General features: G+C 73.4%; 19 protein-coding genes. 14 read left to right on the top strand and 5 right to left on the bottom strand.

Annotation, left to right across the window (positions count from 1 at the left end):
• Positions 1–18 precede the first annotated feature (18 nt).
• Positions 19–624, bottom strand: a complete 606-nt coding sequence (locus D7193_RS07825) for a TetR/AcrR family transcriptional regulator (RefSeq protein WP_120778611.1) — start codon at positions 622–624, stop codon at positions 19–21.
• A 94-nt stretch (positions 625–718) separates the two neighbouring features.
• On the opposite strand from D7193_RS07825, the gene D7193_RS07820 reads away from it, so the two are divergent.
• The 9 genes from D7193_RS07820 to D7193_RS07780 all read left to right on the top strand — a co-directional run bounded on the left by D7193_RS07820 (position 719) and on the right by D7193_RS07780 (position 10,847).
• The gene (locus tag D7193_RS07820; protein WP_206611851.1) at positions 719–1,735 is read left to right on the top strand and encodes a hypothetical protein; all 1,017 of its coding nucleotides are present in this window, start codon (positions 719–721) and stop codon (positions 1,733–1,735) included.
• 68 nt (positions 1,736–1,803) lie between these two features.
• On the top strand, positions 1,804–2,145 hold the full coding sequence (locus tag D7193_RS07815) for a hypothetical protein (protein ID WP_120778610.1): 342 nt from the start codon (positions 1,804–1,806) through the stop codon (positions 2,143–2,145).
• 275 nt (positions 2,146–2,420) lie between these two features.
• The gene (locus tag D7193_RS07810) at positions 2,421–3,488 is read left to right on the top strand and encodes a BMP family lipoprotein (RefSeq protein WP_120778609.1); all 1,068 of its coding nucleotides are present in this window, start codon (positions 2,421–2,423) and stop codon (positions 3,486–3,488) included.
• Between the two features lie 159 nt (positions 3,489–3,647).
• Complete coding sequence (locus D7193_RS07805) at positions 3,648–5,285, top strand: ABC transporter ATP-binding protein (RefSeq protein ID WP_120778608.1); 1,638 nt, start codon at positions 3,648–3,650, stop codon at positions 5,283–5,285.
• Positions 5,282–6,652 carry an ABC transporter permease gene (locus D7193_RS07800; RefSeq protein ID WP_120778607.1) on the top strand — a complete coding sequence of 457 codons (1,371 nt, stop codon included), beginning with the start codon at positions 5,282–5,284 and terminating at the stop codon, positions 6,650–6,652. The genes D7193_RS07805 and D7193_RS07800 overlap by 4 nt, the downstream gene beginning before the upstream one ends.
• A gap of 3 nt (positions 6,653–6,655) precedes the next feature.
• Positions 6,656–7,936 carry an ABC transporter permease gene (locus tag D7193_RS07795; protein WP_120778606.1) on the top strand — a complete coding sequence of 427 codons (1,281 nt, stop codon included), beginning with the start codon at positions 6,656–6,658 and terminating at the stop codon, positions 7,934–7,936.
• Between the two features lie 15 nt (positions 7,937–7,951).
• A complete protein-coding gene (locus tag D7193_RS07790; RefSeq protein ID WP_120778605.1) occupies positions 7,952–8,659 on the top strand; it encodes a cytidine deaminase in 708 nt (235 codons plus the stop codon).
• Positions 8,660–8,784: 125 nt separating this feature from the next.
• Positions 8,785–10,065 (top strand): thymidine phosphorylase, encoded by a 1,281-nt coding sequence (locus D7193_RS07785; protein WP_120778604.1) that lies wholly within the window; start codon positions 8,785–8,787, stop codon positions 10,063–10,065.
• 101 nt (positions 10,066–10,166) lie between these two features.
• Positions 10,167–10,847 (top strand): DUF4272 domain-containing protein, encoded by a 681-nt coding sequence (locus tag D7193_RS07780; RefSeq protein ID WP_120778603.1) that lies wholly within the window; start codon positions 10,167–10,169, stop codon positions 10,845–10,847.
• Between the two features lie 4 nt (positions 10,848–10,851).
• Here D7193_RS07780 and D7193_RS07775 read toward each other — a convergent pair whose 3' ends face one another.
• Together D7193_RS07775 and D7193_RS34085 are read right to left on the bottom strand one after the other, a co-directional pair.
• Positions 10,852–11,691: a putative RNA methyltransferase gene (locus D7193_RS07775; protein WP_241562914.1), complete on the bottom strand. Its 840-nt coding sequence runs from the start codon at positions 11,689–11,691 to the stop codon at positions 10,852–10,854.
• Entirely contained in the window at positions 11,580–12,323 is a 744-nt protein-coding gene (locus D7193_RS34085; RefSeq protein WP_158674781.1) for a sensor domain-containing protein, read from the bottom strand. The genes D7193_RS07775 and D7193_RS34085 overlap by 112 nt, the downstream gene beginning before the upstream one ends.
• A gap of 294 nt (positions 12,324–12,617) precedes the next feature.
• Here D7193_RS34085 and D7193_RS07765 point away from each other — a divergent pair, with 294 nt between their 5' ends.
• Positions 12,618–13,706 (top strand): adenosine deaminase, encoded by a 1,089-nt coding sequence (locus tag D7193_RS07765; RefSeq protein ID WP_120778600.1) that lies wholly within the window; start codon positions 12,618–12,620, stop codon positions 13,704–13,706.
• On the opposite strand, the gene D7193_RS34080 is transcribed toward D7193_RS07765, so the two are convergent.
• Positions 13,679–14,002, bottom strand: a complete 324-nt coding sequence (locus D7193_RS34080) for a hypothetical protein (protein ID WP_241562844.1) — start codon at positions 14,000–14,002, stop codon at positions 13,679–13,681. The genes D7193_RS07765 and D7193_RS34080 overlap by 28 nt on opposite strands.
• 501 nt (positions 14,003–14,503) lie before the next feature.
• On the opposite strand from D7193_RS34080, the gene D7193_RS07755 reads away from it, so the two are divergent.
• The 4 genes from D7193_RS07755 (at position 14,504) to D7193_RS07740 (ending at position 19,650) form a co-directional block, all read left to right on the top strand.
• Positions 14,504–18,184 carry a sensor histidine kinase gene (locus tag D7193_RS07755; RefSeq protein WP_120778598.1) on the top strand — a complete coding sequence of 1,227 codons (3,681 nt, stop codon included), beginning with the start codon at positions 14,504–14,506 and terminating at the stop codon, positions 18,182–18,184.
• A complete protein-coding gene (locus D7193_RS07750; protein WP_120778597.1) occupies positions 18,181–18,585 on the top strand; it encodes a roadblock/LC7 domain-containing protein in 405 nt (134 codons plus the stop codon). The genes D7193_RS07755 and D7193_RS07750 overlap by 4 nt, the downstream gene beginning before the upstream one ends.
• Before the next feature lie 92 nt (positions 18,586–18,677).
• The gene (locus tag D7193_RS07745; protein WP_120779341.1) at positions 18,678–19,055 is read left to right on the top strand and encodes a DUF742 domain-containing protein; all 378 of its coding nucleotides are present in this window, start codon (positions 18,678–18,680) and stop codon (positions 19,053–19,055) included.
• Between the two features lies 1 nt (position 19,056).
• Entirely contained in the window at positions 19,057–19,650 is a 594-nt protein-coding gene (locus D7193_RS07740) for a GTP-binding protein (RefSeq protein ID WP_120778596.1), read from the top strand.
• 287 nt (positions 19,651–19,937) lie between these two features.
• Here the strand turns inward: D7193_RS07740 and D7193_RS07735 are convergent, their stop codons facing one another.
• Positions 19,938–22,307, bottom strand: a complete 2,370-nt coding sequence (locus D7193_RS07735; protein WP_120778595.1) for a serine/threonine-protein kinase — start codon at positions 22,305–22,307, stop codon at positions 19,938–19,940.
• Between the last annotated feature and the right edge of the window lie 4 nt (positions 22,308–22,311).

Below are 22,311 nucleotides of genomic sequence, written 5' to 3'. Positions count from 1 at the left end.
GCTCCCGGGCCCCGGCGCCTACTCCGCCCGTGGGGCGGCGCCGAGCAGGGTGCGGACCCCCGCGAGGTACGTGGCGCGGTCGGGCCCGCCGGTCAGGATGCGCTGGGTGAACCAGCCCGGCACGAGCGCGAACAGCGCGGCGGCGGTGGCGTCCGGGTCGGCGTCGGCGGGCAGCTCGCCGGCCGCCTGGGCGCGCCGGACCAGGACCCCGAAGTGCCCCCGGATGCCCGTGTACGTCTCGGCCACGAAGGCGGCCAGCGCGGGGTCGCGCTGCGCCTCGCCCCAGACCTGGATCGCGATGCGCAGGACGCCGTCGTCGCCGAGCTGCGTCTCGACGTACGCGAGGACGCGCTCGAGCGCCGTCACCAGCGGCAGCGGCGGGTCGTGGCGGGCCAGGTCGCCGAGCACCTGCCCGGCTCCGCCGATCGCCTGCTCGGCGATCGCGTTGATGAGGTCGGCCTTGCTGGGGAAGTACCGGTAGACCGCACCCACCGAGAGGCCGGCCTCGGCGATCACGTCCTGCATCGAGGTGCGGTGGAACCCTTCCCGCAGGAAGCAGCGGCGGGCGGCGTCGACGATCTGCTGCCGGCGGGCGGCGCGATGCTCCTCGGTGACTCGTGGCACTCGCACATCTTAAAGCGAACGTTCGTTCTTGACACATCGCTCGGGCCGCCGCACCCTCATATAAGAGAACGAGCGTTCGTTTTAGGAGGTCCCCATGCCCGCGACATCCGCCCGCAGCCGCGCGCCTCTGACACTCGCCCTCGTGGTGGCCGCCGTGGCGGTCGCGGTGCAGGCCCTTCTCGTCCCGCTGTTCGCCGCCCCCGCGGCCAACCTGGCCCCGCGCGACCTGCCGGTCGTCGTCGCCGGACCCGCGCCGGTGGCCGGCGAACTGGCCGACCGGCTCACGGCGGCCCGCCCCGGGGCGTTCGAGGTGACCGTCGTGCCGGACGCCGCGACCGCCGACGGGGCGCTGCGCGACCGCGAGGCGTACGCCGCCTTCGTGGCCGGTCCGGACGGTGTCGCCCTGCACACGGCACCGGCCGCGAGCCCGACGGTGGCCGCGCTGCTCGGCGAGGCCGCCGGTCAACTCTCCGGCGGGCGGCCGGTGCCGGTGGTCGCGGTCGTCCCCGCCGACCCGGACGATCCCCGCGGCGCCGGTTTCGCGGCCGGGTTCCTGCCGTTCGCGATGACCGGTGTGCTGGCCGGCGCCCTGCTGGCGCTCCTGGTGCGCGGCCGGGTCGCCCGGCTGGCGGGGCTGGTCGGCTACGCGGTCCTCGCCGGCGCGGCCGGCACCCTCGTCCTGCACGACTGGCTCGGCGTGATCGGCGGATCCCGGCTCGCCGAGGCGGCCGCCATCGGCCTCTTCGCGCTCGCCGCGGCGGGCACCGTGGCCGGGCTGGGCGCGGTGCTCGGCCGGCCCGGGATCGGCCTCGGCGCGCTGCTCGTGTTCCTGCTCGGCAACCCGCTGTCCGCCGTCTCCGCCGCGCCCGAACTGCTGCCGCAGCCGTGGGGCGCGATCGGCCAGTGGCTGCCGGTGGGCGCGGGCGGCACGCTGCTGCGGTCCACGGCGTTCTTCGACGGCGCCGGGGGCGGGCAGGCTGCCCTCGTCCTCGCCGGCTACGCCGTGGTCGGGCTGGCCCTCGTCCTGCTGGCCCGGGCGGCGGCGCCCGCCCGGCCGCAGGCGGGCGACCCGGCGGCCCGGGAGGCGCGGCCGGCGGCGGCCGCCCACTGAGGCTCCCGCGGCACGCCGCCGCCGGCCCCCCTACTACAACGTGTCGTTGATGGGGGAGGATGGGGCGCGTGGAAGCTCTGAGGCTGATCCTTCTCTACGTTCATCTCGTCGGGTTCGCGCTGCTGCTGGGCGGGTCGATCGCCCAGTACGCGAGCGGGCGGCTGCGGATCAACGCGGCCATGCTCTGGGGGTCCGTGATCCAGCTGCTGACCGGTATCGGGCTCGCGGCTCCGCTGCGTGACGGCGACGAGCCGTCACCGGCGAAGCTCGGCGTGAAGCTGGTGATCGCGCTGCTGATCTTCGTGATGGTCTTCTTCTCCCGGAAGCGGGAGGTGGTCAATCGCGGTCACTTCCTGGCGATCGTCGGGTTGACGCTGGTCAACGCGGCGGTGGCGGTCTTCTGGCGGTAACGTCCCCGGCAGCGGCACACCTCGGAACGGGACGTACGCGACACGACGGCGCACGCCTACCAACACGAAGAGTGATCTGCCCCACGCAACGGTTACGTAGGGGTAACAGCCGCTCAACAGTCGTGCACGATTGTCGGCCGGTGGGTGGGCGCGGGCGTACGCTCCCGTCCGTAATGTGAGACGCCGGCGGCAACAGCGCAGGCCGGTTCTAGGGCAGCCACCGCACAAGGCGCGGTGTGCGATGGGAAGGAGACGTCTTGCGCTCGGTGCGTGGGATGCGGATCGCCTCGATCGTGGCGGCGGGTGGGCTCGTACTGAGCGCCGCCGCGTGTGGCGAGGCGCCGGATGAGAACAACGGCGCCGGTGACGGTGGCAAGAAGTTCAGCGCCTGCATGGTGACCGACGTCGGCGGCATCGACGACAAGTCGTTCAACACCTCGGCGTGGAAGGGCCTCCAGGAGGCCAAGGCGGCCAACGACAACATCGACATCAAGTACGTGGCGTCGAAGGCCGAGGCCGACTACGAGCCGAACCTGACGCAGTTCGTCAACCAGAAGTGCGACTTCATCCTGGCCGTTGGTGGCCTGATGGAGAACGCCACCAAGAAGATCGCGCAGGCCAACCCGAACCAGCAGTTCGGCATCGTCGACGCGAACCCGGGTGTGGACAACATCTACCCGATGCAGTTCGACACCGCGCAGGCCGCGTTCCAGGCCGGTTACCTGGCCGCCGGGATGAGCAAGACCGGCAAGGTGGGCACCTACGGCGGCCTGCCGATCCCGCCGGTGACCATCTTCATGGACGGCTTCGTCGACGGCGTGGCGTACTACAACCAGGCCAAGGGCAAGAACGTCCAGGCGCTCGGCTGGAACAAGGAGACCCAGAAGGGCTCCTTCACCAACGACTTCGCCAAGCAGGACGAGGGCAAGAAGGTCTCCGACACCCTGGTCGCCCAGGGCGCGGACATCGTCATGCCGGTCGCCGGCGGCTCCGGCCTCGGCACCACCGCGGCCGCGAAGGCCTCGGGCGGCAAGTTCAGCACCATCTGGGTGGACGTCGACGGCTGCGAGAGCACCCCGGACTGCTCGGCGATCATGACCACGGTCGTCAAGAACATCCCGGACGCCGTCAAGGAGGCCGTGCTCAAGGCGGCCGGTGGCGAGAAGCTCCAGGCCAAGCCGGGCTTCGTGGGCACCCTGGCCAACAACGGCGTCTCCATCGCCCCGTACCACGACTTCGACGGCAAGGTTCCGGCCGAGCTGAAGGCCGAGGTCGACAAGATCAAGGCGGACATCGCCGCCGGCACCATCACCGTCACCTCCAAGGCTCAGCCGACCAAGTGACGGCCGGCCGATCCTCCCGGTGAGATCATCGGGGGGCCGGCGGGCAACAGCTACGACCGATCCGGCCGCTCCGGCTCCGCGGGACCCATCCGTCGGGCCGGGGCGGCCGATCGCGCACCACGGCGACCGGCCGGCCGATCGCGCCGAACGGCGGCTAGGCTGCACCATCGCTCGTATCCCAGACCATCGCTCCTATCCCCGGAGGTTGCGCTGAGACTCGAACTGCGCGGCATCACCAAGCGGTTCGGTGATCTGGTCGCCAACGACCACATCGACCTGACGGTGGAGCCAGGAGAGATCCACGCCCTGCTCGGCGAGAACGGCGCTGGCAAGTCGACCCTGATGAACGTGCTCTACGGGCTGTACCAGCCCGACGAGGGCGAGATCCTGGTCGACGGCAAGGCGTTGAAGCTGCGCGGGCCGTCCGACGCGATCGCGGCCGGGATCGGAATGGTGCACCAGCACTTCATGCTCGTGCCGGTCTTCACCGTCGCCGAGAACATCATGCTCGGCGCCGAGCAGGTCCGGGGCGGCATCGCCGGATTCCTGGACCGGCGGCGGGCCCGCCGGGAGGTCGTCGAGGTCTCCGAGCGGTACGGCCTGCGGGTCGACCCGGACGCGGTGGTCGAGGACCTGCCGGTCGGCATCCAGCAGCGCGTGGAGATCGTCAAGGCGCTCACCCGCGACGTCGACCTGCTCATCCTCGACGAGCCGACCGCGGTGCTCACCCCGCAGGAGACCGAGGAACTGCTCACGGTCATGCGGTCGCTCAAGGCCGCCGGGAAGTCGATCGTCTTCATCACCCACAAGCTGGGCGAGGTCAAGGCGATCGCCGACCGGATCACGGTGATCCGGCGCGGGAAGACCGTGGGCACGGCGTCCCCGGACGCCAGCCGGGACGAGCTGGCCGCCCTGATGGTCGGCCGCAGCGTCCGCCTCACCGTGGAGAAGGCCCCGGCGGCGCCGGGCGAGCCGGTGCTCGAGGTCGCCGGCCTGGTGGTCGACGACGACCGGCAGATCCGCGCGGTCGACGGCATCGACCTCACCGTACGCGCGGGCGAGGTGCTGGGCGTGGCGGGCGTGCAGGGCAACGGCCAGACCGAGCTGATCGAGGCGATCATGGGTCTGCGTCCGGTGCTCGCCGGCTCGGTCACCCTCGACGGGGAGCGGATCGACGGCTGGTCCACCAAGAAGGTGCTCCGCGCCGGGGTGGGCTACGTGCCCGAGGACCGCAGCGTCGACGGGCTCGTCAAGGAGTTCAGCGTCGCCGAGAACCTGGTGCTGGACATCTACGACCGGCCGCCGTTCGCGGGAGGCCTCGCGCTCAAGCCGGACGCGATCGCGGCCTCGGCGAAGGAGCGGATCGCGCAGTTCGACGTCCGGACGTCCTCGGCCGAGGCGCCCGTGGGCACGCTCTCCGGCGGCAACCAGCAGAAGGTGATCGTGGCCCGGGAGCTGTCCCGGCCGCTGAAGCTCTTCATCGCCGCGCAGCCGACCCGTGGCGTCGACGTCGGGTCCATCGAGTTCATCCACAGCCGCGTCATCCGGGAGCGGGACATCGGCACCGCCGTCCTGGTGGTCTCCAGCGAGCTGGACGAGGTGCTCGGGCTGGCCGACCGGGTCGCGGTCATGTACCGCGGGCGGATCATCGGCATCGTCGGCCCGGACACCCCCCGTGAGCAGATCGGCCTGCTGATGGCCGGCGTCACCCCGGAGGTGGCGGCCGAGCAGACTGCCGGAGCGACCGACGACGACGCGGCGCCCGCCGAGGCCCCGCGGAGCGAGGACGAGGAATGACCAACCCGAACCCCCCGTCGGGCTCTCCGGACAAGGAGCCGGCGAGCGAGGCGCAGGCGGCCCAGAACGCGCTCGGCAACACCGAGCGGGCGGAGGCCGCGACCACACCGCAGGCGCAGACGGCGCAGGGCGGCACGCCGGAGCCCCGGCCCAGTCTGGGCCGGCTGTTCGTCGAGAACCTCTGGGCGGCCAACACCTTCACGGTCACGCTGCTGTCGCTGGTGCTGGCGATCGTGGTCGGCGGGATCCTGATGATCATTTCGGATCCGGACGTCCTCTCGACCTACTCCTACATCACCGCCCGCCCGTCGGACGCGCTGGAGTCCAGCTGGACGCTCGTGAGCGAGGCGTACGCCAACCTGTTCAAGGGCGCGGTCTTCGACCCCGAGACGTTCTCCGGCTGGCTGAACGGCAGCAACGGCTGGGAGGCGGTGTTCGCGCCGATCTCCGAGACGCTCACCTACACCGCCCCGCTGGTCTTCACCGGCCTGTCGGTGGCGCTCGCCTTCCGGGGCGGCCTGTTCAACATCGGCGCACAGGGCCAGGCCACCATCGGCGTGATCCTCGCCGCGCTGGCCGGCTTCCTGCTGCCGCTCCCGCCCGGCCTGCACCTGCTCGTCGCGGTGCTCGCGGGCGCCCTCGGCGGTGCCGTGTGGGGCTTCGTCCCGGGCATCCTCAAGGCGCGTACGGGCGCCCACGAGGTGATCATCACGATCATGCTCAACTACGTGGCCACGTACTTCCTGACCTGGCTCATCGTGCAGAACGGGGTGCAGGACCCGACCCGGACGGACGCGATCAGCAAGGCCGTGGACCCGTCGGCCCAGTTCCCCCGGCTGCTCGGCGACAACCTGCGGGTGCACGCCGGCATCCTGCTCGCGGTGCTGGCCACCTGGGCGGTGGCGTGGCTGCTCAACCGGTCCACGCTCGGCTTCGAGCTGCGGGCCGTGGGCGCCAACCCCGACGCCGCCCGTACCGCCGGCATCAGCGTCACCCGGACGTTCGTGCTCATCATGGTCTTCGCGGGTCTCCTCGCCGGCCTGGGCGGCTCGAACATGGTGCTCGGCTCGACCGCCAGCGCGCTCACCCCGCTGGTCGTGGCCCAGATCGGCTTCGACGGCATCCTGGTGGCGCTGCTCGGCCGCCTGAAGCCGTGGGGTGTGGCGCTCGCCGCGCTGCTCTTCGGCGCGTTGCAGGCCGGCGGTAACCGGATGCAGTCGTACTCGGGCATCTCGCTGGAGCTGGTCACCGTGCTCCAGGCGCTGATCGTCATCTTCATCGCCGCGCCGGCCCTGGTGAAGGCGATCTTCCAGCTCCGGGCCGCACGGGCCGCCCGGTTGCAGACGAGCCTGGCGAAGGGCTGGTAACTCATGTCCACCATGGCTGTCCCCGACGTGGCGGTCGCCGCGGTCGACCAGGGATTCTGGACCCGTAGCCGCAAGGCCGGCCTCGTGCTGCTGGCGCTCGGCCTGCTGGCGGCGGTGCTCTTCGGTGCGCTCGCCACCGACCAGCAGGCCCGGTTCACGCTCAGCGAGGACGCCGCCGGCGCCGCCCTGGAGATCAACGGCACGGTCGGCGCCATCCTCTTCGGCGCGATCGCGGCCGCCGCCGGCGCGGCGCTGCTCGCCGGGCCGCCGAAGCGTTGGTTCCTTCCGGTGCTCGGCGTCGGGCTGGTCGGTTTCGTGCTGTCCTTCCTGTGCTGGCAGGTCTCCGCGGCCCCCGCGGGGCAGAACTTCATGCCGCTGGTCAACATCCTCCGGGGCACGTTCATCCTGGCCCTGCCCCTGATCTTCGGCGCGCTCGCCGGCGTGCTCTGCGAGCGGTCCGGTGTGGTCAACGTGGCCATCGAGGGGCAGTTGCTGATGGGCGCGTTCAGCGGCGCCCTCTTCGGCAGCATCTCCGGCAGCGTCTGGGTCGGCCTCGTGGCCGCGGCGATCGGCGGCGCGGTCATCTCCCTGCTGCTGGCCGTCTTCTCGATCCGTTACCTGGTCGACCAGACGGTCATGGGCATCGTGCTGAACCTGCTCGCGGTGGGCGTCACCGGCTTCCTCTACGAGCGGCTGATGCAGACCAACGCGGAGCGCTACAACAGCGCGCCCCGGTTCAGCAACTGGGAGATCCCGCTGCTCAAGGACATCCCGGTGCTCGGCCCGGCGCTGTTCCGGGGCAACATCTTCCTCTACCTCGGCCTGCTGCTCGTGCTGGTGATCCACCTCGGACTGTTCCGTACCCGGTGGGGTCTGCGGACCCGCTCGGTCGGCGAGCACCCGACCGCCGCCGACACCCTCGGCGTCCGGGTGCTCCGGGTTCGCTACCGCAACGTGCTGCTGGCCGGCGTGGTCGCCGGCATCGGCGGAGCCTCGTACACGCTGGCGCTCTACTCGTTCACCAAGAACATGATCGGCGGCAAGGGCTTCATCGCGCTGGCGGCGCTGATCTTCGGCCGGTGGAACCCGACGGGCGCACTGCTGGCCGCGCTGTTCTTCGGCTTCGCCGACCAGCTCGCCACCTACCTGGGCGCGATCAACAGTGTGATCCCGAGCCAGTTCCTGGCCATGCTGCCCTACCTGGCCACGATCCTGGCCGTGGCCGGCCTGGTCGGCAGGGTGCGGGCACCCGCCGCCGACGGCAAGCCGTACGTCAAGGGCTGACAGGGGGAGCACCACATGGAGATCGACTGGGCCGGGCTGCGCGCCGCCGCCACCGAGGTGATGCGGCACGCGTACGTGCCGTACTCGAAGTTCCCGGTCGGGGCCGCCGCCCTGGTCGACGACGGCCGCGTCGTGGTCGGCTGCAACGTGGAGAACGCCGCGTACGGCGTGGTGCTCTGCGCCGAGTGCGGCGTGGTCTCGTCGCTGCACGCCACCGGCGGTGGCCGGATCGTCGCCCTGTCCTGCGTCGACGCGACCGGCGAGCCGTTAATGCCGTGCGGCCGGTGCCGGCAGCTGCTCTGGGAGAACGGCGGCCCCGAGTGCCTCATCGAGGCGAAGGGCCGCCCGCTGCGGATGGCCGAGCTGCTGCCGCACGCGTTCGGGGTCGAGGACCTGGAGGCGGTGACCGGCGAGACGCCGCTGCCGGTGGTTCCGGAGCGGCTGGCGTCGTGGCGGGGCCGCGGCACCGTCTTCGTCCACCCGGACCTCTCCGCCGGTCAGCAGGTCTGGACGGCGTACTGGGAGCGGTCCGCCGGCGACGACGCGGACGCCGAGACCGGTGTGCTGGAGGAGGGCCCCAGCTGGGACGACCCGGCCGAGGCCATCACCTGGGGGCTGGCCCGTACGCCGCGGGTGGTCGTGGTGGACGCGACCGGCACCATCTTCTGGGCGGGTGAGGGCGAGCCGCCGCTGGAGATCCCGGTCCGGTGGTCCGGTTCTTGAGCGTGCCTGAGCTTCGAGGCCCCGGCCCGTCGTGGTCGTCCTCCGCGGACCAGTGACGGCGGAGTCTTGGCTTCGCCGGCTGGGGTACGCCGGTCGGCTGTCAGTAAGGACTGTGAGGAATTCTGGTGGGTGCTTTTACTGCCGTTGACGTCATCCGGACCAAGCGGGACGGGGGTGTGCTGTCGGACGCGCAGATCGACTGGGTGGTCGACGCGTACACCCGGGGCGTGGTCGCCGACGAGCAGATGTCGGCGCTCGCCATGGCGATCCTGCTGCGCGGCATGACCGGCCCGGAGATCGCCCGGTGGACCGCCGCGATGATCGCGAGTGGTGAGCGGCTGGACCTGTCCGCCGTCGAGCGGCCGACCGTGGACAAGCACTCGACCGGCGGCGTCGGCGACAAGATCACGCTGCCGCTCACTCCGCTGGTGGCGGCCTGCGGCGCGGCCGTACCGCAGTTGAGCGGGCGCGGCCTCGGGCACACCGGCGGCACGCTGGACAAGCTCGAGTCGATCCCGGGCTGGCGGGCCGCGCTCAGCAACGACGAGTTCATCGCCCAGCTCCGCGAGGTGGGCGCCGTGATCTGCGCGGCCGGCGCCGGGCTCGCGCCGGCCGACCGGAAGCTGTACGCGCTGCGCGACGTGACCGGCACGGTCGAGGCCATCCCGCTGATCGCCAGCTCCATCATGAGCAAGAAGATCGCCGAGGGCACCGGTGCGCTCGTCCTCGACGTGAAGGTCGGCTCGGGCGCGTTCATGAAGTCCGTCGAGCACGCCCGTGAGCTGGCCCGGACGATGGTCGAGCTGGGCGGCGCGCACGGCGTGCGGACGGTCGCGCTGCTCACCGACATGTCCACCCCGCTCGGCCTCGCCATCGGCAACGGCGTCGAGGTGACCGAGTCGGTCGAGGTGCTGGCCGGCGGCGGCCCCGCCGACGTGGTGGAGCTGACCCTGGCCCTCGCCCGGGAGATGCTGGACGCGGCCGGCCTGCCGGACGCCGACCCGCAGGCGGCGCTGCGCGACGGGCGTGCCATGGACGCCTGGCGCGCGATGATCCGAGCCCAGGGCGGCGACCCGGACGCGCCGCTGCCGAGCGCGCCCGAGGTCGAGGTGGTGCGGGCGGCGGCCGACGGGTTCGTGGAGTCGGTCGACGCGTACGCCATGGGTGTGGCCGCCTGGCGGCTCGGCGCCGGGCGGGCGCGCAAGGAGGACCCGGTCAGCGTCCCCGCCGGCGTGCTGCTGCACAAGCGGCCCGGTGACCCGGTGCGGGCCGGTGACCCGCTCTACGAGCTGCGGGCCGAGGAACCCGACCGGATTCCCGCCGCGCTGGCCGAGGCGGCCCGCGCGGTGCGGATCTCGCCGGCCGCTCCCGCCGCGACGCCGCTGGTGATCGAGCGGATCGGCTGACCGGGCGGGCGGGGCGGCGTGGTGCCGATCACGCGGGAGGGCTATCCTCCCTGGCCAGGGGGGACCACCGGCGCCGCGCCGCCGCGAGCAAGGGAAACGCCGTGACCGTACCTGCCCCCGACCCACGTGAGGTGCGTGAGGCGAGCCTGGACGAGCTGTCCCGGCTCGGCCTGCCGCTGCCGCCGCCGCAGTTCCCGCTGGTCTGGGAGCCGGGCGACCAGATCGAGCTCCGTCCCACGGCGGAGATCGAGGCGCGGATCGCCGTGCTCCACCTGATCCTGGCCCGCTGCTTCGGGATGCCGCCGCAGGCCGCCATGAGCTGGCTGCTCGCCTCGCACCTCGTGGAGATGGTCACTCCGCCGGAATGGCAGTTCGTCACCGGCAGCAAGGGCGACCACCGGTCCTTCGTGCTGCACCACGACGCGCTGTTCTCGCTGGCCTGGGTGGTCGGCCTCACCAAGCAGCTCGACCCGACGCTGCCGGTCGACGAGCGCCTGGTCGAACGGATGCCGCACATCGCCGACGGGGAGACGTTCGCCCAGTGGCGGTCCCGGATCCTCGCGGCTCCGCAGCATCCCGCCGACGCGGCGGCACTCCTCGACCTGCACTACTGCCTCGACTGGGCGTACCTGGAGCTGGAACGGCACGGGCGCATCCCGCCCGGCCTGGTCGACGCGAACGCGATCGGCCAGCGGCGGTGGGCGCTGGAGTGGGCCGTGGTGCTGCGCGGGCCGTACCACGACGAACCCCCCGGCTGGGAAGAGGTGGACCTCTCCACCTGACCGGTCAGCGCGGCACGGGCCGCCACACGGCGAGCCGGACGGCCGCGGTGACCCGTACCGGCTCGGCCAACGCCGCGACGCGGGCGGCCAGCCCGGCCGGGTCGGTGTGCCAGGCGCTCGGGCCCATGCCGACCAGCGTCGCCACCTCGGGCCCGGTCAGCGCCAGCTCGCGGCGGTGCACCGACGTGCTCTCCCGGACGAAGTCCCCGCCCAGGCTGCCGGCCACCCGGTCCTCCTTGGCCGGGTCGACCCGGAGCAGACCGAGCGGGCCCACCAGCTCGGTGAGGTGGTCCGCGGCCGGCGTCACCACGAGCAGCGCCCCGGCCGGGTCCAGCACGCGGCGGAACTCGGCGCCGTTGCGCGGCGCGAAGACGTTCAGCAGCAGCGCGGCCGCGCCGTCGGCGACCGGCAGCCGCTGCCAGGTGTCGGCCAGCGCGGCGGCCGCCCGGGGATGAGCGCGGGCGGCCCGGCGCAGCGCCGGCTTCGACACGTCCAGCGCCAGACCCACGGCGTCCGGTAGGGCCGCCAGCACCGCCGCGAGGTGCCGGCCCGTCCCGGCACCGGCGTCCACCACCAGGGGGTACGCCCCGGCGGCCGGCCCGGTCAGGGCCACCGCAGCCTCGGCGAGGGCCGTCGAGATCAGGTCGTAGTGGCCGGCGGCCAGGAAGTCGGTGCGGGCGGCGACCATCTCGGGCGTGTCGCCCGGGTGGGGTGCGCGGCCGGCGAGCAGGTTCACGTATCCCTGGCGGGCCACGTCGAAGCTGTGCCGGCGCGGGCAGCGCAGCGCGGTGGCGCTGCCGGCGGTCGCCTCGGCCAGCGGCTCGCCGCAGACCGGGCAGCGCAACCGGTCGAGGATGCGGGGGTCCACGTCCACCACGGTAGGCCCACCGGCGGGCGAGCGGTGCGGGCGGTCGGCCCGAGCAGCGCGCGGGTCAGCCGGGCCTCCAGGTGGATCAGCCCGCGAGGCAGCTGGCACGCGACGGCCGCCACGAGCAGCCCGGCGAGCGCGCCGAGCCAGGCGGTGCCGGGGGAGTCGATCGGGACACCGAGGTAGGCCCCGATCAGGCCGGGCCGGAGCTCGTACAGCACCGGGAGTGCCAGGCCCTGCGCCGCGCCCAGCCAGAACGCCACCGGCAGCAGCACCGCGACCAGGCTGAACGGGAGGGCGACGAGCTGGAAGAGCAGGTCCCGGTAGGCGGCCGGGTCGGTGAGCAGCACCCGGAGCCGGGCGCCGAGCGAGCCGGCCGCCGGCCGGTACGGCGCGGCCACCGGCGCCCCGGACACCCGCCGGCGTTGCCGGTCGAGCACGGCCCGGGACCGGGTGACCGCCCGGTCGAGCAGCGGCAGGCCGACGCCGACCACGGTCACCGCGGCGGAGGCCAGGGTCGCGACGGCGAGCAGTGCGGCGGCCAGCGCGACGGGCACCCCGGTCAGCAGGTGACGCACGTCCCGTACCGCCTGGCGTGCGATGCTCACCGGTTCCTCGTCGCAGCGGGCGCCCACCGGCCCGGACCACGGAGGTGCCGCCGCCGATCCGCCGGCCCCCGTCACCACCGTGGTCTCCATCGCCGCCTCCGCCCGTGACCCGATGTCTCGACGGTAGGCGGGGGACGGGGTTCGTTCGATGGTGCCGACACGACAGTTGACGGTGGTGCTGGCACCACCTCCGACCCGGTGGATCACCGCAGGCCGGCCGGCGCGCGGGTGGCGGCCGTGACACCCGGCGGCGGTACGGGCGCGGTGCCCGCGACGTCTGACTAGGGTCTGAGCATGGTCGCGACTATCCGGTACGAGGACATCGTCAAGGTCCCCAAGGCGTTGCTGCACGACCACCTCGACGGTGGCCTCCGCCCCGCGACGGTCGTCGAGCTGGCGGCGGAGGTGGGTCACGAGCTGCCGACCACCGACCCCGAGGCGCTCGGGCGCTGGTTCGTGGCAGCCGCCGACTCCGGCTCGCTGGAGCGCTACCTGGAGACGTTCGCCCACACGGTGGCCGTGATGCAGACGGCGTCGGCGTTGCGCCGGGTGGCCGCGGAGTGCGCGCTCGACCTGGCCGCCGACGGGGTGGTGTACGCCGAGGTGCGCTTCGCGCCCGAGCAGCACCTGGAGCGGGACCTCTCGCTGGACGAGGTGGTCGAGGCGGTGCTGGCCGGGTTCGCCGAGGGCAGCGCGCTGGCGGCGGCGGCCGGCACCCCGATCCGGGTGGGCACGCTGCTCACCGCGATGCGGCACGCCGCGCGCTCCCAGGAGATCGCCGAACTCGCCGTGCGGCACCGGGACGCCGGGGTGGTGGGCTTCGACATCGCCGGCGCGGAGGCGGGCTTCCCGCCCACCCGGCACCTGGACGCCTTCGAGTACCTCCAGCGGGAGAACTTCCACTTCACCATCCACGCCGGTGAGGCGTTCGGGCTGCCGTCGATCTGGCAGGCGATCCAGTGGTGCGGCGCCGACCGGTTGGGTCACGGCGTCCGGATCGTCGACGACATCAGCACCGAGGGGCCCGAGCCGGTGCTCGGACGGCTGGCCGCGTACGTGCGGGACAAGCGGATCCCGCTGGAGCTGTGCCCGTCCTCCAACGTGCAGACGGGCGCCGCGCCCTCGATCGTCGACCACCCCATCGGGCTCCTGCGTGACCTGCGCTTCCGGGTGACGGTCAACACGGACAACCGGCTGATGAGCGGCACCTCGATGTCGCGGGAGATGGCGTTGCTGGTGGACGCGTTCGGCTACGGCTGGGCGGAGCTGCGATGGCTCACGATCAACGCGATGAAGAGCGCGTTCATCCCGTTCGACGAGCGGCTGCGGATCATCGACGAGGTGATCAAGCCGGCCTACGCGGCGCTGCTGCTCCCGGACTGACCGGACCGGTGCGGGTGGCCGGCGAGCAGACCGGCCACCCGGTGCAGCACCTCCCGGCCGCGCGCCGCCTCGGCACCGAGGCCGGTCTGCCGGCGTAGCACGGCGGGTTCGGCGCGCAGCAGCGCCACGCCGCGCTGGATGAGCACCCGGGGCGCCTTGCGCTGCTCGGAGAGGTCGCGGGCGAGCCGGCGGAGGAAGGTCGCGCCGCGGGGCCGGCGCAGCGCGTACGCCCCGGCGAGCAGTCCGCGCCGGCGGCACTCGGCGACAATGTCGGCGGCGAAAATCCCTTCGGCCACAAAAAGTGGCGATCCGGCTATCTCAAATGTCCGGGTGGACACCCGGCGGTCCGCGCCTATCGCGTAAACCGGCACTTCGGCCCGACCCTCGCAGGCGAGGCGAGCAATCGTTTCCACGGCGGCTTCGGCGTCCCACGACAACGGCGACTCCCAGTCCACCTGGCCGTTTCGTCGTGGCAACGTAGGGTCATCGCCGTCCTTGTAGAAGTCGTCCAGGCAGAGCACCGGAAGGCCGGTTTGCTGTGCTATGTACGACTTTCCAGAGCCGGAGGGGCCGGCGAGGAGGACGACGCGGTGCGGATGTTCCATTACCTTCAGTGACTCCGGCCAGACGGACTGCTATCAAATCGCATCAACATCTCATCACACCATCGGCGGCGGCCAACCTGGGCTTTCCTCTTGCCGGGCGTCGTGATGGAATCTCGGGGGTCCGACCCGCCGGGTCGGTCGCTGGGCGTTGCCCGGGCAACGCGCGGACGCTGTAATCGCGAGGGCGGTGACGTGAGCAAACGGCCAAAGACGGCGGGCTCCTTCCTGTCGCGGCTGCGCCAGCCGGCCAGCCGACTCCGGGACATGCCGATCTGGTCCAAGCTCGGTCTCATCATGATCGTGCCGACCATCGCCACGGTCGTTGTGGGCACCAACGGTCTGGTCGACCACCTGGAGACGCTCAACAATGCCAACCGGGCCGGTGACCTGGCCAACCTCTCCGGCTACTCGGGTGACCTGATCGACACACTGCAGGACGAGCGGACGACCGCCGTGCTGCTGCTCGTGTCGCAACCGGGCCAGACCCGGGCCCAGTACCAGGAGGCCTACAACCGGGTCAACTCCCGGGTGGACCAGTCCAAGGCCCCCTACCTGCGGCAGCGCGCCGGCGTCGAGGACCTGCCCGCCAGCATGGAGGGCCTGCTCGACGAGATCGACCAGAGCCTGACCGACCTGCCCGGTATCCGCAGCCAGGTCTACAACGGCAAGCTGCGGCCGACCGACGCGACCCAGGCGTACGAGGGTCTGATCACCGACCTGCTCGCCATCCGCGACTCGGCCACCCAGCTCGCCGGCGACAACGACCTGAGCGACCGGATGCGTGCCGCCGCCGCGGTGGCGCGGGAGAAGGAGTTCCTCTCCCTGCGCCGTGTGGTGGTGCACCGGGCCCTCGCGCAGAAGCAGTTGACGCCGGTGCTGCGCACCGAGTACATCGCGAGCGGCACGGGCCAGGACCAGGCCGTGCAGAACTTCAAGGCCGTGGCGAGCGAGGAAGAGGCGCGCTTCCACGACCAGACCGTCGCCGGCGGCGACCGGCGTGAGGCCGAGCGCTACGTCGGCTGGATCAACGGCAACACCAACGGCAGCATGGCCGGTGCCCCGTTCGGGCCCGACCAGTGGGACTCAGCCATGGTCGCCAACGCCAAGCTGATCCGCTCGGTCGAGACGAAGCTCGACGGCGACGTGGTCCGCCAGGCCGAGAGCATCCGCTCCGGCGTGCAGCGGCAGGTGTTCCTCGAGACCGGCCTGCTGCTCAGCATGCTGCTGCTGGCCATCCTCTTCGCCTACCTGGTGGCCCGTTCGATGGCCCGTTCGCTGCGCGAGCTGCGCCAGGGCGCGCTCTCGGTGGCCCAGTACGGCCTGCCGCAGGCCGTAGCCCGGCTGCGGGATCCGCAGGTCACCGGTCAGCTCTCCCCGGCCCAACTGGCCAACCAGATCGCCGAGCCACTGCCGGTGCGCAGCAAGGACGAGTTCGGCCAGGTGACCGAGGCGTTCAACGCCGTCCACCTGGAAGCCGTCCGCACCGCCGCCGAGCAGGCCGCGCTCCGCGCGTCCGTCGCGACGATGTTCGTGAACCTCGCCCGCCGGTCGCAGATCCTGGTCGACCGCCTGATCGGTCACCTCGACCGGCTGGAGCGCGGCGAGGAGGACCCGGACCGGCTGGCCGAGCTGTTCCAGCTCGACCACCTGGCCACCCGGATGCGCCGCAACGACGAGAACCTGCTGGTGCTCGCCGGCGCCGACTCCACCCGCGTCCAGCGGGAGCCGGCCGCGCTCATCGACGTGCTGCGCGCCGCCCAGTCCGAGGTCGAGCACTACACCCGGATCGAGTTCGGCGTGATCGACCGGGACATCGAGATCGCGGCGCACGCGGTCAACGACCTGGTGCACCTGGTCGCCGAGCTGTTCGACAACGCCACCGCGTTCTCGCCGCCGGACTCGCAGGTGATGGTCGAGGCCCGCCGGGTCGGCGACCGCGCCTCGCTCTACGTCGAGGACCGCGGCATCGGCATCAGCGCCGACCAGCTGCACGAACTCAACGAGCGGCTCGCCACGCCGCCGCAGGTGGACGTGGCCGTCTCCCGGATGATGGGTCTCGTCGTGGTCGCCCGGCTGGCGTCCCGGCACGGCGTCCGGGTGGAGCTGCGCCCCGGCGCCGACCGCGGCACCGTGGCCGACGTCACGCTGCCCACCTCGGTCCTGGTGCCCCGGGCGCTCTCCGGCCGGGCGCCGGGGCAGCCTCCGGCCCTGCCCGCACCCGCCGGTGGCCCGCCGTCGACCGGCTCCGGGCCGGCCTTCGGCGCGCTGCCCGCGCTGGGCGCCCGCCAGAGCGAGTCCGGCAACCAGGTCACCCTCGGCGGGCGTTCGTTCGATCCCGCGTCGCGCAACGGCACCGGCGCACCGACCGCGGCCGGCGCGGGTCGTGGCATGCCGGCCTGGTCCGACCTGACCGGCGCGAGCGCCGCCAACGGCGCCGGCCCGTTCGCCCCGCGCGCGAACAACGGCCAGTCGATCGACCCGCTGCCCCAGCGGCGCTCGGGCGACGGCGAGCCGGTCAACGGCCAGCCGACCGCCATCCCGCGGCAGCTGCCCAGCAGCCCGGAGGCGCCGTACTCGCCGCCGCCGGTCTCCGCGCCGCCGCTGCCGCCGGTCTCGGGCGGCCCGGTGTCCGGCTCGCCGGTCTCCGCGCAGCCGTACTCGGGTCCGCCTGTGTCGGCCGCGCCGTACGCCGGCCCGCCGACCTCCGCCTCGCCGTACGCGGGCGCGCCGACCTCCGCGTCGCCGTACGGCGGCCCGCCGGTCTCCGCGCAGCCGTACTCGGCGCCGCCGGTCTCGGCGCAGCCCTACTCGGCTCCGCCGGCCGGCCAGCCGTACTCGGCGCCGCCCGCCACGCAGTCGTATGCCGCGCCGCCCGCCACGCAGTCGTACCCGGCGCCGCCGGCCGCCGGCCAACCGGTTCCGCCGCAGTCGGCGAACCCGCTGCCGACCCGGCCGACGCCGAGCGCCGCGGCACCGCCGCCGGCCTGGCCGCCGGTGGCCGGTGCGGAGCGTGACGCGGCCACGCCGCCGGTGCCCGAGCGTCTCTCCGCCGCTCTGGACATGACCACCGAGCTGCCGCGGGTGCCGCGGCCCGGCACGGAGGCCCCGCAGGCCGCCGCGCCGGCGCCGGCCCCGGCGGTGCCCGCGCCGGCCCCCGCGCCGCAGGCGCAGGCCCGCCCCGCGCAGGCCCCGCAGGCTCCGAACCAGCAGCGGTACGCGGACGAGACGATGGAGCTGCCGATCTTCCGGGAGCTCGAGTCGGCCTGGTTCCGCACCCGCCGGCCGGGGCCGGAGGAGTCGGCCGGCGCCGCGAAGCCGGCGGCCACGAACGGTGCCCCGACCCAGCAGTTCGCCGCGGTCGACGCCACCGGTCACGCCGTCCAGAAGACACCACCCGGGACGACAGGTAACGCACCGATGGCAGACACTCCGACGGGCGCGGGGGCGCCACGGGAGAGCGGGTCGACCGCGAACGGGGGCCGCCGGCCCACGATCGCCGAGAGCCTGCCCACCCGCCGGCCCTCGCAGCAGACCAACGGTTGGCAGACCGCTGCCGACGACGGGTGGCGGGCCGCCTCGGCGGCCACCGACGTGCCGGTGCGGTCGACCACCCCGACGGGGTTGCCGAAGCGCACCCCGATGGCGCAGCTGGTTCCGGGCGCGGTGGAGAAGCCCTCCACGTCCGTCCAGAAGCGCACCCCGGAGGGCGTTCGCGGTCTGCTCTCCGCCTACCACCGGGGCGTGCAGCGGGGGCGTACCAACCCCTCGGAGGGCAACCCGACCAGCCCGGAGGCGACTCCGGGAGGGCAGCAATCCTCGCAGTCTGACTCAGGCCCAGTGGCCGGGAGCGGGCAGAAGGAGCAAGAAGGATGACTAGTACGCAGGATCTCGGTTGGCTGCTCGCCAACTTCGCCGACCGGGTGCCGGGGGTCGCGCACGCGGTCGCCGTCTCGGCGGACGGCCTGCTCCTCGCGGCGTCACGGGACCTTCCGCGTGACCGGGCGGACCAGCTGGCCGCGATCGCGTCCGGCCTGGTCAGCCTGACCCAGGGCGCGGCCCGCTGCTTCGAGGGCGGGGCGGTGTTGCAGACAGTCGTGGAGATGGACAATGGCTTCCTGTTCCTGATGTCCATCTCGGACGGCTCGTCGTTCGCGGTCCTCGCCGCCCGCAGCTGCGACGTCGGGCAGGTCGGTTACGAGATGGCGTTGCTCGTCGACCGGGTCGGCGACGCGCTGACCCCGCAGCCGCGTGCGGCCGCGGGAATGCTGGGCTGACATCCTGCTGACGGAGGTCGGCGGGGCAGCAACGACGAGACGGGCTCCATCGCGTGGAGCCGGTGCCGGGTGCGAAGGAGGTGAGCGGCGACATGGCCGATCGTGACGAACCGACCGGCGCGTTGGTCCGTCCATACGCCGTGACCCGTGGTCGTACCCGCCCCCGGCTCGACATCGCGCTGGAGGCACTCGTCGAGACGACGGTGCGCGGCCGGGCCGCTGCCAACGGCAGCAGTGGCCAGGGCCGCGAGCACCAGTACATCGCCGCGCTGTGTGACGGACGCGTGCAGTCGCTCGCCGAGATCGCGGCGCGGATGCAGCTACCGCTCGGTGTGGCCCGGGTGCTCATCGCCGACATGGCGACGGACGGCCTGGTCGCGGTCCACGAGCCGACCATCCTGGACGACTCGAACGACGCGGTGGGCACTGAACTGCTGGAGAGGGTGCTGAGTGGACTTCGCAGGCTCTGACATGTCGCACCGCCCGCCGACCCCGAGCGGGCGCGTGACGTCGGCGAAGATCGTTATCGCCGGTGGATTCGGCGTCGGCAAGACGACGCTGGTCGGCTCGGTCTCGGAGATCACGCCGCTGACCACGGAGGCGATCATGACCTCCGCCGGCGTGGGCGTCGACGACACCCGGCAGGTGCCGGGCAAGGCGACGACCACGGTTGCCATGGACTTCGGCCGCATCACGATCGACCGTGACCTGATCCTGTACCTGTTCGGTACGCCCGGTCAGACGCGGTTCTGGTTCATGTGGGACGAGCTGGTGCGTGGTGCTATCGGCGCCGTCGTGCTGGTGGACACCCGCCGGCTGGCCGACTGCTTCGCGGCGATCGACTTCTTCGAGCACCGGCGGCTGCCGTACCTGGTGGCCATCAACTGCTTCGACGGGATGCAGTACCACGACCCGCAGGACGTCCGGGAGGCGCTCGCCATCTCCCCGGACGTGCCCGTCGTGGCCTGCGACGCCCGCAACCGGGAGTCGACCAAGCACGTGCTCATCTCGCTGGTCGAGTACGTGCTCACCATGCGGCGCTCCCGGGCGGTCGCCCCGGCCTGACCGGCCTCGTCGATGCGCCCGGTGCGGCTGGAGCCGCACCGGGCGCTCGCCGCTGCCCACCCCACCCCACCCCCGCGCGCCCTCGCCTCCTGCCGGTGATCAAGAGGTTTGCGTCAGTTCCTCGCTGGAATCTGACGCAAACCTCTTGATCACCGCTGCTCGCGCCAGCGGGCGCGGGCGGGTCGGCGGATCGGCGGGTCGGGCGGTATGCGGGGGAACGTGAAGAGCCCCTGCCCGGTCCGGCGGGATGACCTGCCGGGCCCCGGGCAGGGGCTCGTCGCGTGGAATCAGGAACGGTAGCCGGCGGAGCGGTACTCGTACTCGCGGTCGTCGTCGCGGTCACCGTGGTCGCGGCTGAAGTCCCAGCCGCCCGCCGCCTCCCGGCCCGGACGCCCGCCGACCGCGAAGCCGCCGATCTCCTGGCCGCGTCGCCAGCCGCGGAAGTAGCCCGTCGTGTTCTCGGCGAGGCTGGCGGCGTCCCGCACGATCCGCAGTGGACGCTCCTCACGCAACGGTGAACCGGGCACCAGGTTGGCCTGCGGCACGCGCTTGGGGAGACCGGTCTTGGTCTCCGAGCCCACGACCGGGCGTGCCGCCTGCTCGGCGGCCTGCCAGCCGGTGTCGGCCATGCTCGACCACTCCAGGTCCACCTCGTCGGTGTGCCCGACGAACCACGCGGACTTCGCCTGGGCGAAGATCAGCAGGTCGCCGTCACCGCTCTCGTCGGCCACCGGCGGCGGCCGGTGCTCGACGGGTGGCGGTGGCCGGTGCTCGACCGGCGGCGGTGGCCGGTGTTCCACGGGCGGACGCTCCGAGCGGGCCGCGGCGCGGCCGTTGCGGCCGGGCTCCGCACCGTCGACGAGTCGCAGCGACGGCGTCTCCAGCTGCGGATCGGTGTTCTCCCGCAGCGCCCGGTCGGCCAGCGGCGGCGGCTCCACGAGCCGCAGCATCGGCGGTTCCTGGGGCAGGTCGTCGGCGAGCCACGGCGGGGTGACCCGACCCTCGCCCGTTCCCGGGTCGGTGGGCGCGTCGACGCCGTGCCCACCGTAGGAGTAGGCCACCGGGTTGTTGGCCGAACTGTCGGCCGGGTCTTCCGGGTTGTTGACGAGCGGCCAGTTGGCGCGGGAGCCGGGCGCCGCCGACTCCTGGTCGGGCCGGGGCGTGGGTACGGGAATGCTGAGGTCGGTGACGCTGAAGCCACCGGTGGGCTGCTCGGCCGCCCCGTTGGTCTTCGGCCGCGGCGGGATCACCGTGCGCTGCCGCTCGGCGCGGGCGCTGTTGATGGCCGCCGTCGTGAGCGTGGGCCGGAAGGGCTCGCCCGCCTCCGCGGGGGGCACCTTGCCGCGCTGGGAGGGGGCGATCGGCGTGATGCCGGGCGGCGGGGGCGGCGGAGCGGAGACCGGCCGGTTCGTCGGCGCGTCGATCTGGCTCGGCGTGGGCTCGCCGCGCCCGGGCGGCGCGGAGACCGAAGGCCCGGCCACCGCGGCCGGCGTCATCGGTGCGGGTGCGACGGGCGGCGGAGTGACCGGTGCGGGTGCGACCGGTGGCGGCCCGAGCGGACGCGGCGCCGGCGGGTTGCCGCCGGAAACGGGCTCGGGGCGGCTGCGCCGGCCGCCCGAGGGCGCCGGCTCGGCGGCGCCGGGACGGAGCGTACGGAGCCCGCCGGTCGTGCCGGTGAGGCCGGGAAGGTCGCCCACCGGCTCGCCACGGCGCGCAGCGGCCCGTCGGCCGGGCGCGGGAGCCGGTGTGGTGACCCGCGCGTTGAGAGCGCCCACGAGCGCGTCGCAGCCGGCGTCGCAGGCCCGGACCGACGCCACGGCCTGCCGGACGGTCTCGGCCACCGCTGAGGTGAGCGCACGGTTGACCGTGGCGCGCCGGGGCGTCTCGGAGATGGCGACCCGCAGGGCCGTGACCGCCTCGTCGATCTCCTCGGCGGAGGCCACGCCGTCGGCGGCGAGGTGCGCGGCGATCGCGTCCGGGGCGACCGAGACCTCGCGCCCGCGGGCGACGGTGCCGGCGAGCATGCCGGGCTCCGGAAGCGCGTCGAGCACGGCCAGCGGGATCGGCTCGGCCGGATCCGGGTACGCGCGCAGCGCCGCCGGGTAGAGCTCCCGGAGCACCTCGCGCAGCGCCACGGCGGCGGAGTGCCGGCCGCTGGCCAGGGCGGCATGCGCGGCGAGGACCTGCTTGTAGCCGGCGAGGTCCCGGGGGGCGGGAAGGGTCACCGCGGAGAGCGCGCCGGCCTGCAACGCCCGGGCGAGGCCGACGGCCCGCCGCTCGGCGGGCGGGGACTGCATCTCCTCCAGGGAGTCGTCGTCGGCGAACCGCTCGGCGAAGTCGTCGACCGAGTCGTCGTCGGCGATGGCCAGGGGACGCCCGGCCGCACTGAGCAGCGAGGTGACCGTGTGGTCGTCGCTGTCGGCGGCGATTGCCGCACCGCTCGGCCCGCCCGACCGCTCCACGAGCAGCGCGACCAGCCGGGCGTAGCCGGCCGGCTCGTCGCCGATCTCGCAGACATGCAGCAGACGGCCTGCGTCATCGACCACAGCGGACGTCAGCGTCGAGCCGGCCGAGGCCGGTCGGTCGGCCGGATCCGCCGAGGCAAGACCGCAGTACACGCGCACGAGCGCCACGGCGTCGTCCTCCTCCCGGGACAGGGGT

It is taken from the genome of Micromonospora costi (genome assembly GCF_003626655.1).
Lineage (GTDB): Bacteria > Actinomycetota > Actinomycetes > Mycobacteriales > Micromonosporaceae > Micromonospora > Micromonospora costi.
The sequence above is the reverse complement of the archived record's forward strand: the minus strand, read 5'-3'. Positions and strand labels throughout refer to the sequence as shown.